At 34.4% G+C, this 10,953-nt stretch carries 9 protein-coding genes and 1 tRNA gene; 4 read left to right on the plus strand and 6 right to left on the minus strand.

Going from position 1 to position 10,953, the window contains the following annotated elements:
• Nucleotides 1-38: 38 nt before the first annotated feature.
• The 3 genes from I6U50_RS03605 to trhA all read right to left on the minus strand — a co-directional run bounded on the left by I6U50_RS03605 (nt 39) and on the right by trhA (nt 2,278).
• Nucleotides 39-827, minus strand: a complete 789-nt coding sequence (locus tag I6U50_RS03605) for a sulfite exporter TauE/SafE family protein (protein ID WP_198637869.1) — start codon at nt 825-827, stop codon at nt 39-41.
• A 70-nt stretch (nt 828-897) separates the two neighbouring features.
• Entirely contained in the window at nt 898-1,530 is a 633-nt protein-coding gene (locus I6U50_RS03610) for a Crp/Fnr family transcriptional regulator (protein WP_193709753.1), read from the minus strand.
• A 97-nt stretch (nt 1,531-1,627) separates the two neighbouring features.
• On the minus strand, nt 1,628-2,278 hold the full coding sequence (gene trhA, locus I6U50_RS03615) for a PAQR family membrane homeostasis protein TrhA (RefSeq protein WP_198637870.1): 651 nt from the start codon (nt 2,276-2,278) through the stop codon (nt 1,628-1,630).
• Nucleotides 2,279-2,487: 209 nt separating this feature from the next.
• Here trhA and I6U50_RS03620 point away from each other — a divergent pair, with 209 nt between their 5' ends.
• The gene (locus I6U50_RS03620) at nt 2,488-3,705 is read left to right on the plus strand and encodes an exonuclease SbcCD subunit D C-terminal domain-containing protein (protein WP_198637871.1); all 1,218 of its coding nucleotides are present in this window, start codon (nt 2,488-2,490) and stop codon (nt 3,703-3,705) included.
• Nucleotides 3,706-3,708: 3 nt separating this feature from the next.
• On the plus strand, nt 3,709-6,735 hold the full coding sequence (locus I6U50_RS03625; protein WP_198637872.1) for an AAA family ATPase: 3,027 nt from the start codon (nt 3,709-3,711) through the stop codon (nt 6,733-6,735).
• Nucleotides 6,736-6,779: 44 nt separating this feature from the next.
• On the opposite strand, the gene I6U50_RS03630 is transcribed toward I6U50_RS03625, so the two are convergent.
• The gene (locus I6U50_RS03630) at nt 6,780-7,253 is read right to left on the minus strand and encodes a UpxY family transcription antiterminator (RefSeq protein ID WP_198637873.1); all 474 of its coding nucleotides are present in this window, start codon (nt 7,251-7,253) and stop codon (nt 6,780-6,782) included.
• A 336-nt stretch (nt 7,254-7,589) separates the two neighbouring features.
• Nucleotides 7,590-8,465 carry a cation diffusion facilitator family transporter gene (locus I6U50_RS03635; protein ID WP_198637874.1) on the minus strand — a complete coding sequence of 292 codons (876 nt, stop codon included), beginning with the start codon at nt 8,463-8,465 and terminating at the stop codon, nt 7,590-7,592.
• A gap of 172 nt (nt 8,466-8,637) precedes the next feature.
• Here I6U50_RS03635 and I6U50_RS03640 point away from each other — a divergent pair, with 172 nt between their 5' ends.
• Both I6U50_RS03640 and I6U50_RS03645 read left to right on the plus strand, forming a co-directional pair.
• Complete coding sequence (locus tag I6U50_RS03640) at nt 8,638-9,900, plus strand: carboxypeptidase-like regulatory domain-containing protein (protein WP_193709759.1); 1,263 nt, start codon at nt 8,638-8,640, stop codon at nt 9,898-9,900.
• A gap of 340 nt (nt 9,901-10,240) precedes the next feature.
• Nucleotides 10,241-10,314: transfer RNA gene (locus tag I6U50_RS03645), tRNA-Pro, on the plus strand.
• A gap of 155 nt (nt 10,315-10,469) precedes the next feature.
• Here the strand turns inward: I6U50_RS03645 and I6U50_RS03650 are convergent.
• Nucleotides 10,470-10,953, minus strand: a 484-nt coding sequence (locus I6U50_RS03650; protein WP_198637875.1) for a T9SS type A sorting domain-containing protein, incomplete at its 5' end; no start/stop codon positions are given.

Here is a 10,953-nt window from a genome sequence, read left to right on the forward strand (position 1 = left end):
ATTATTTCAATTTTGTTCTCATCTAAGCTTATAAAATTCTAGGCAATCTCTGCCCAGATTATATAGATTCCCATAAGTAAGACAAACCAACCAAAACCTTTCTTCAATTTTTTTCCGTCTATAAATTTATTGAGATATATTCCTATAAACATTCCTATCATAGAAAGTCCCGTGAAAATAGCTAAAAACGCCCAGTTGATATTCATATTTTGAACATCACCAATAAAGCCTATAAGCGATTTAATTGCAATAATTAATAATGAAGTAGCCACCGCTTTTTTCATGGGCAATTTAGCCAGAAGTACCAGGGCCGGAATAATTAAAAATCCGCCACCGGCACCCACAATCCCGGTTAACACCCCTACTACTATACCTTCAATTATAATTAATAGATAGTTATAACTTACTGCCACTTGCTCTGACCTTTTCTTTCCGTTTTCACGAATCATAGAAACTGAAGCCAGAATCATGATAATCGCAAAAAACAACATAATCCCGATGTTTTTTGTGATTTCAAAATCCCCAATGCTAAATAATGATTCTGGAATAGCAGGTACTATATATTTTCGTGTCGCATATACGGCTATAAAAGCAGGAATAGAGAACACAATAGCAGTTCTAAAATCTACCAGTTTTTTTTGCATATTTTTAAGCGCCCCAACCAGGGCAGAAGTACCTACAACAAAGAGAGAGTAAGCTGTAGCCGTTACAGGGTTCACAGCCAGTAAATAAACCAGCACAGGAACGGTTAGTATAGAGCCTCCACCACCAATTAAGCCTAAAACAACGCCAATAATTAATGCTCCAAAGTAACCTAGTATTTCCATATTCTATTTTTAAGTTTGTGCAAAATTAATTGCAATATGGGGTCTTTACAGTAACAAGGGTTACAGAAGGCTAAAGTGCCATGACTTCTATACTGTTTCTTTGCAGTTTTATCTTTCCGTCTAGTTCAAGTTTTTTGAGCAACCTGGAAATAACCACCCTGGAAGTGTGTAAATCGTAAGCAATTTGTTGGTGGGTAACGCTAATTACTTCATTTTGGTTAATTTTTGCTTTATCTTCAAGATACTTCATTAAACGCTCATCCATATTCATAAAAGCAATGGTATCTATGGTGTCTAGCATTTCTGTGAGACGAGCCTGGTAACTTGCAAAAACAAAATCACGCCAGGACTTGTACTTAGAAGTCCATTCTTCCATTTTTTCAATAGGAATCATCACTAATTTTGTATCGCGTTCGGCTACAGCCCTTATTTCACTTTTTGTTTGACCAAGACAACAGGAAAGCGTCATGGCACAGGTATCGCCACGTTCCAGGAAATACAACAAAAGTTCATCTCCCTCTTTATCCTCACGCATTATTTTAATAGCTCCTTCAATCAATAAAGGCATCATTTTTACATAATCGCCAATTTCTATAATTTTTTCGCCTTTTGCTTTGAATTGAAGTTGGCCTACACTATTAATCTCTTCAATAAGTTTATCTTCAAAAATAAAACCGTAAGCTTCTTTTAATTCCTGTAACATATACTAGTTTCCGCTATTTATAAATATTATAATGATGCTTTTTAAAAGCTAAAATTAGTGTTTAAATTGATAATTAAATATGTTTTTGATGGAAAGTCTATCCGGGCAACACATAAAAGTAAATTGAAAGATAGTGGCAAAAGGTTCCAAAAAGTACGAAAATATGAAAAATAGCATGGTTAAATTTCATTTTATCCAAACTAAACAATACAGCCCCAATAGTATAAGAAATTCCGCCACCAAATAGCCACCATAAACCTCCCGAACTTAAATTATCGTATAAAGGTTTGATGGCTAAAACAATAATCCATCCCATTAAAACATACATAATAGTAGACAGGGTTTTATACTTTCCCGTAAAGAAAAGTTTAAGAACAATTCCGGTGAGGGCCAACCCCCAAACCACCCCAAAAATTGTCCAGCCTATCCAGCCTTCTAAAGTTACAAGTGCGAAAGGGGTATAGCTTCCGGCTATAAGTACATAAATAGAGGCATGATCCAGGATGTTTAGTTTATACCGAAGACTCTTTTTGGTTGCACTATGGTAAAACGTAGAAGCCGCGTACAATAAAATCATACTCGCTCCAAAAATGCTAAAGCTTACAAGGTGTACCGTTTCGCCAAGTTTACTAGCTCGTATAATTAATAAAATGAGTCCAAGAACACTTAAAAACAGACCAAAACCGTGAGAAATAATATTTAATTTTTCTTCAAGGGCATCGTATTTTTGATGAGGATTTTTTTCCATAGCATCGGCCATTTGCTCAATAATTAATATTTAATAATAAAAGACCTGCCGAAGTTCAGCTATTCAATTAAATAGCTCTTTGCCTTGCCAGCAGGTAATTTTCTTAAATACTTAAAAGTAAAAATATTCAAGATGAAATGGAATCATTTAAACGATCAATTTTTATTATTTTCGGGCTTTCACTCCAGCACAATTCTTAACCGAATCCTATGAAAATTTTGCATACCGCCGATTGGCATATAGGTAAAAAACTGCATAAGCATAGTTTACAACCCGATTTTGAGCTTTTTATAAATTGGCTTTGCCAGTGTATTATTAAGAACGATGTAAAGGTATTATTGGTTTCGGGAGATGTTTTTGACCTGGCTAACCCTTCTTCAGAAGCAAGGCAACAATATTTTAAAGCTTTAATGAAGCTAAAGCGTCTGGACTGCAAAATAATACTTACCGGTGGAAATCACGACTCCCCTACTATGCTAAATGCGCCTCAGGAAGTGTTGCGGGAATTAGATATACATATTATTGGCGGTTTGCCTCAAGAACTTTCAGAGTGCATTATTCCTGTTAAAAATGGTAAAAACGAAACCGAACTTCTTATTGCAGCTATCCCCTATTTACGGGATGCCGATTTAAGAACAGCCTCCCAGGGAAATTCTTATGAAGATAGATTAGAAGCTTTACGAAAAGGAATTCAACAAACCTTTGTGGACACCGCTAAGATTTGCAAAACCAAATTTCCGGAAGTAGACTGTATTGCTATGGGGCATCTTTTTGCGGCCGGTGCAGAAACTTCAGAGAGTGAGCGTGATATTCAAATTGGAAACCAGGCGGCTTTTAATGCGCTTCAGTTTGGCGATTATTATAAGTACATCGCACTAGGGCATATTCACAAACCACAAAGGGTAAATGCCGCCACTCCCACTTTTTACAGCGGTTCCCCTATTCCACTTTCATTTAGTGAACGCAGTAATAAAAACCGAATCCTTCTATTGGATACTGAAAACAATTGGGAGCCTAAAAGTATAGAAATACCAGGCTTTAGAGCATTAATAAAAATAACCGGAAACCTGGAAAAACTTCAACAAAAACTAGGGGAATTAAAAGACCGGGAAGGCCTGCCTTCTTTAATTGAAATTGAACTTCAAGAAGAACATTTTGATGCTAACAAAATATATGAACTAGATCAATTAGTGGGTAATTTTGAGGTTAAAGGTTATGAGATTGTAAAGCATCGCGCAAGTTTTAAAAATAAAATAAGTGGTAGCGGCGAACTCTATGAAGAAAAAAAACAACTAGAAGATCTGCAACCCTTAGATGTCTTTAAAAAATTAGTAGAAGTACAGGAAGAAGATGAAGAAACCAGGAAAGATTTAATGAGTGCTTTTAATGAAATTTTTGAGGAAGTTCACCAATCTAAAAAAGCTTAACCTATGAAGATTTTAAATATAGCCTTTAAAAATATTAATTCACTAAAAGGTGAGAACTTCATAGATTTTGAAGCAACTCCTTTTTCGGGAAATACGCTTTTTGCCATCACAGGCCCCACCGGAAGTGGAAAGAGCAGCATTCTAGATGTAATCTCGCTGGCACTTTTTAACCAGGTGCCCCGGCTTGGGAAGATTAGTAAAAAAGAGATTAGGGAAAAAGGCGCTATCCTTACCCGAAACCAAAAAGAAGCTTATGCTAAAGTAACTTATGAAACGGGAGCAGGTCGTTTTACCTCTTCCTGGAGCATAGAAATAAACCGTAACGGCAATCTCAACGATTACAATATGGAAATTGCCAATCTTATAGATAACTCGTTATTAGACCTTAAAAAATCTGAAGTACCTACTAAAAATGAAGAGTTAATCGGTTTAAATTACGATCAGTTTATTAAGTCGGTTTTACTGGCACAGGGGGATTTTGCCAAATTTCTTTCGGCTAAAAAAGAAGAACGTGGCGAACTACTGGAAAAAATTACCGGTACAGGCATTTACCGTCAATTAGGTATGATGGCTTTTGAACGTTTTAAAGCCGAAACTAAAGAAATTGAAGCCCAGCAAAATGAAATAAAACTCTTTGAATCCTATTTACTTTCTGAAGAAGATCTTGAAAATTTCAATAAAGATTTAAAAGAAAATACCGCTGATACCGAAGCTTTACAAAAAGACCTAAAGCTTATTGAAAAACAATTAGAATTAAAAGAAAATATCGGGAAACAGGAAAAAGAAATCAATAAACTGCAGGAGCAGGAAGTTAATCTGCATCGGCAATTTAAGGAGTTTGAAAGTGAATACGGTACGAGTCTCAACCGACACGAAAAAATACAAACTATTGCCGAAGAATTACAATCCTGGAACCGATTTCAAAAAGAATTAAAAGACTTAGATAGCAACCTGGCAAAGACATCCTTAAAAATTAATGATACTAAAAAGAATATCAGCAGTTTTATTGAACAGGTAAAAGAATTTGTTCAGGAAGATGTTCAGACTGAAAACCTTAAACAGAAACTGAATTTTTTTACCGAAAAAATAGGGAAACTTCAGGATGAAAAAAACTCACTTGGCCTGGAATATAAAAGTAAATTACAGCTATTTAAAGCTGAAGTAAGAGAATTAAAAATCAACTTTCCAGAACATGATTTAAAAACCGGGAAGGAACTGTTGGAAGAACTTCAAACTGAAAAACTTCGGGAGAAAAAGCAACTTGAAATTGCGCTAAAAGAAGTGGATTTAGAAAAACTGAGTTCCGAAAAATTGCGTTTAAAAAACCATTTAGAAAAGACACGTGAAGCACGGCAATTTTCTGAAAGAAAACTTCAACTTGAAGAAAGCGGTTTAAGAATAAAAAAAGATATTGAGGCTAACCAACCGGAATTTGAAAGCCTGCCCAAAACCATAACGCTACAAAAAGACCATCTTTCTTCATTAAAAAAAGATTTAGAAATTCTTAAGCTTAAAAAAGAAAATCAGCTAAAAACCGCAAAATTAGAAGAACTTAGAAAGTCGCTAAAAACCGGGGAAGCCTGTCCGCTTTGTGGTGCTTTAGAGCATCCCTATTCTGAGCATGTTCCAGGCTTTGAAGATGAGCTTGAAATAAAAATAGCAGCAAAAAGTAAAGAAATAGAAGATAAAAACACGAAACTTACACAGGCTCAATCTAGATTTGAACATATAAAAGACTCTTTGCAAAAAGCTAAGAAAGAATTAATTGAAATTGAAAACCGCATTTTGGAAAACAAGCAACGATTTAGTGAAAAATATCCCGATTTCAATTTTAGTGAAGAGATTGATTGGGAAAACTATATCGGAAAAATTAATTCAAAACTTGAAAGTCTAGATGCCTTTGAAACAATAAAACAAAAACTAACCGCTATTGCCGGCGGTTTACCAATTTTAAAAGATTTAAATGATATTTTGAAAAAAGGCACTTTGCTAAGGCGGCAACTGGAAGCCAATTATTCAGGAAATAATATCCTGGACGACCACCGAAAGCTAACAGATAAATGGAACGCTTTAAATCACGAAAAAAAATATCTTGGAGAAAACCTAAAAGAACAAAAACAAAATTTAAGTGAGCAGTCTAAGAAATATGAAGCACTATCACGAAAGCTCGAACCGGAAGTTACAGAAAAAGGATTTACGTCTATTGAAAATGCATTCCGGGCTTTATTACCGGGTCAGAATTTTCTGGAGTTAAAGGATAAAAAAGATGCTATTTTAAAAGAAAAAAGTATTGTTGCCACCGGAATTTCTACTCTGCAAAAGCAATTAAAGCAGTTTAAAGAAAATGAAAGTGAACGTACTACTAATGATTTAAGGATTGAACAATCTAAAAAACAGGAGGAATTTAAGTCCAAACAGTCAGTTTGTGAAGAATTGCGAAGAAAACTTGGAAATAATAATGAGTACCTGGCCAGGTTAAAGCAACTGAAAAAGCAAATTACAGAAAAGGAAAAACAAAGTAAACGTTGGCGACTTTTAAATACACTTATTGGAGACCGACAGGGGAAAAAATTTAATGATTTTGCACAAGATCTTACGCTTTCGCAATTAATTTACCTGGCCAATAAAAGATTAAAGGACCTGAGTGAACGATACAAAATAGATAAAGCAAATGAAGATGAAGACGACGGACTGATTGCCATTGATGAAGATATGGGCGGACAAAGAAGATCTGTTAAAACCCTTTCGGGGGGAGAGACCTTTCTACTAAGTTTGTCGCTCGCGTTGGCCTTATCTGATCTGGCTTCAAGAAATGTTGAGATTAACAGTTTATTTATAGATGAAGGTTTTGGGACTTTAGATCCTGAAACTCTGGACCAAACCCTTGATACTTTAGAAAAATTACAGGCTGAATCTGGAAAAACCATTGGAATTATTAGTCACGTGGCCTCTTTAAAAGAGCGTATCGCTACTCAAATTCAGCTAACCCGAAACGGACAGGGATATAGTAGTTTGAAGCTTAAGTTATAAGTTCATGACAACAGATAACTTTTCTGTGCAATACTTATTACTTTTTAAACCACTTCTTTCGTTAAAACCTCTACGGTACATCCCAGTTTTGGAAGTATAAGCCTCATTTTTCGTTTACCTACTTCACGAATAATGGCTTCCTGATTTTTGAAAACACCACTTTTAATACTTATATGGTCACCTTCATTTAAGCAATCTACTTTTGCATCATCTACATTTTCGCCATTCAACCATTTCCGAATAACTTCAATCTCTTCGTCTTTTACAATGGCTGGTTTTCCAAGCCAAAATAAATATTTTACCACACCAGGAACATCAAAAACCAAATTACGTTCCTGTTCCTTTAATTGAATAAAAACATAAGACTTAAAAAGGGGGCTTTTTAGCTTTTTTTTACGGTCTTTCCACTGCTTTATTTCAGTGATTAGAGGACAATAAACTGCTACTCCCATTTCTTCCAAACGTTGAGCCACTTTCTTTTCGGTTCTAGGTTTGGTATATAAAACGTACCACGCCATAATTAAGTTTTATCAGTCTGTATGCAATACAGGACTTCAAACTCCCTTGCTTTAAATTAGAGGGTTCTGAAGATATTTAGGTTAATTAGTTAATTCAAAAATACAAAGATTTTAATGAACATTAGATAGCAATAATTGATGAAAAGGTAAATAAAACATTGAAATACTGATAGCGAATTGATTAGAAAAATCCTTAAACACAATAAAGCACAAGGCAAAATTTTCGGGCAAAAAGTGAAGTGAATTACCACGAGGTAAGGGAACGAGGCATACTATGGATATATACTTTTATTTCGAGGTAAGCCCCGGATTTTGGATTATCAAATAAAGTACTCGTTATTCTAAAATACAGGTTTCAGAATCCAATTCAAACTGTACCGTAAAATGTTCAAAATTATAGGATTCGAGAGTTTTTAAAACTTCAGCCTTCAATTTTAAATATTCTTGAAACCCATTTACATTGTGAAGTTTAACGTGAGCTGTAAAAACGTGGTGTTCACCTTCCTGAGACCAAATATGTACGTGATGTGTAGAAGCAACCCCCTTAATACTTTCAATTCTCTCCCTTACCTTTATTAAGTTAATATCCCGCGGCGTTCCCTGTAAAAAAATAAAAAGCGTTTCTTTTAACCTTTTAAATACATTCCAGAGAATATATAAAGTAATAGCAAGTGAAAGCGCGGGATCCAGATAATGAATATCCTTAAACTGTAAAATAATAGAGACCACCAATACCGCAACCCAACCTAATACATCTTCCATTAAATGCCAGGATACTACTTTCTCGTTTAAGGTTTTACCACTGCTTAATTTATAGGCGGCAAACCCATTAACTGCCACTCCTATTATGGCAAAAAACATCATCCCTTGAGCATCAGAATGTTCTGGATACATCAACCTTTCCACCGCTTCATAAATAACATAAACAGACCCTCCAATAAGTACTACACTGTTAATAAGAGCTCCCAACAAAGAGAACCTTCTATAACCAAAAGAAAATTTAGAATTGCTTTTTTGTTTAGATTTATGATCCAGGTACCAGGAGGTTCCAAGCGAAAGGCTATCTCCAAGATCGTGTACCGCATCTGAAATTATAGCGATACTATTTACATAGATTCCGCCAATAAATTCAAGAATAGTAAATCCCAGGTTTAAGAAAAACGCCAGTTTAAGATTTTTTCCTGAAGAATGCTGATGATGCTCGTGCCCCATAATGACGAAATGAATGTAATTATGCCTCGTTTTCGAAATTAGTTATTTTTTTAGTTTATTATCAATTCCTACCAAACAAAACAGCCCAATTTATTTTCTAAATATAAAATCTACTATTATTATTTTTTTCATTTTTTTCGTATATTAATATGAATATCAAAACCTTATAGCTATGAAAAATATAAAAATCCTACTACTTGTTGTTTCGGGTATGCTTATTGGCTATATATCCCTGGATACAAAAGCTTTTTCACAAACCAATTCCCAGGATTTTGTAGAATATAAAGGTGAAGTACTTAATGCCGATAATAAAAACACCATTGCCAATGCTCATATATCGGTAAACGAGACCAATATTTCTACAATTAGTAATTCTGAAGGAAAATTTTCCTTAAAAGTACCTAAGGGTTTAGCTCCTGCCACGGTTAGTATTTCCTATTTGGGCTACCTTAGTAAAAACTTACCTTTAAGCTATTTTAAAGCGAAAGGAACCCTAATTTACCTTAATCCGGTAGTAGAAGAGCTTTCTGAAATAAAAGTTTATAAAGCCGGCGATGCCAGAAAACTGGTGTATAATATGCTGGAAAATCGTGGGGAAAATTATATTAACCGCCCTACCGAAATGACTGCTTTCTACAGAGAAAGTATTAGTAAAGGCAACAGAAATGTTTCCCTAAGCGAGGCTGTTGTAAAAATTCATAAAAAACCTTATAGCCATTATGGCGATGAGGATATAGAATTGGTTAAAGCTCGCAAAACTGCCGATTATGACCGCTTAGACACATTAGCCCTAAAATTACGTGGTGGGCCATTTAACACCTTATTTATAGATGTTATGAAATATCCCGATTATCTTTTTTATGAACAGAATTTAGAAAATTATGAATTTAACTTTGAGGAGCCCACACAAATTGATAATCGCTACCTGTATGTAGTAAGTTTTAATGACCGGAATAAAGATATGCCCTGGTTTTATGGAACTCTTTTTATTGATGCAGAAACCCAAAGCCTGGTAAGGGCAAAACTAAATATGAATGTAGATAATAGACGGGCAGCCACCAGGATGTTTGTAAATAAAAAACCGGGAGGAACCAAAGTTTATCCCATTGAAGTAGAATATGACATAGATTATCATCAGCAAAACGGCAAATGGTATTTTGGCTATTCTAATGCAAAGCTACTTTTTGTAGTAAACTGGAAACGCAAATTGTTTAATTCGCGGTATCAGGTAAATTCTGAGATGGCTGTAACTAATTGGCAACCTGAAACCGAAGACCGTATTAAAAGAAATAAGAATTTTCTTAATAAAACAGTAGTGATGGCCGATGATATATCGGGTTTTACAGACATACAATTCTGGGGAAGCAACAATATTATAGAACCCGATAAATCTATACAAAATGCTATAGAAAAAATTAAACGGAATATTCAATAGACATAAATTAGCAGAAAAACTAAAAGCTTTTTTACAAATCTTTTAGTATCCAAAAACATCTAATTTAAACTGCTTGATTTTGAGATGAATCAGGGATAGAATCTCAATTAATTATTCTTTTAAATACTAAAAATAAGTAGTACGTACTTTAAGCTACCATTAAAAAGTATATACTGATTATGAGCTTATTAAAAATAAGATACAATTAAGCCCTCAAAAAACCAGCTTTTCATTTTGAAAATAACAAATAAGCCCTTTAATTTGTAACTCAATTTATGTAGCACTATTTAATAAGATTAAACCAGAATCTATAGCTGTTTTCTTAAATTGAAGTTTTAATCGAGATGTGGCGCAGTCTGGTAGCGTATACGCCTGGGGGGCGTGGGGTCGCAGGTTCAAATCCTGTCATCTCGACTTTTGGTTATTAAACCACACCACAGAAAATTAAACTAATGATTTTCAGATTTAATCAAATCTGGAAATCATTTTTTTTGATATCAATTCAAAAAAAGAATGTAATTGATCCTTGATCTTCTAAAGATTCAATTATTTTGAGCGACCTTAATTGGTTATCTTTTTACAATCAATTTCAAATCTATATAGGTATTCTGGTTTGTTTTCAATTTTAAAATATAAACTCCAGTTGGTAGTGTGGAGATATCCAGATTATAAATATCTGAAATATTTTTATCCGGAAAAATATAAGTTTTTGAAAGTACACCGCTAAAATTATAAACAAAAATTTCATGTAAAACTATGGCCGGATCTAAAATTTGAATACTTACCTCATAATTTGCTGGATTCGGGTACAGTATGGCCTTATAATCATTGTTGGTATCCAAAATATCTTCTTGAACTTTAGTCACATCGGTCGAGGAGGAATTTAGACTTTCGGTAGACACCCCTAAAATCTCTATACCATTAATCAATGGATTTTCTACCGCACCGTGAATAAATACAATCTCTAAAAGGCCATCGGTTACTTCTACTTCTTCTACAAACACCCCTCCTACCTGGTGACCAAATTGTGCAGAAAGGTCTACAGCCTGAAGG

Origin of the sequence: Salegentibacter maritimus (assembly GCF_016236975.1) — a bacterium.
Taxonomy (GTDB): domain Bacteria; phylum Bacteroidota; class Bacteroidia; order Flavobacteriales; family Flavobacteriaceae; genus Salegentibacter; species Salegentibacter maritimus.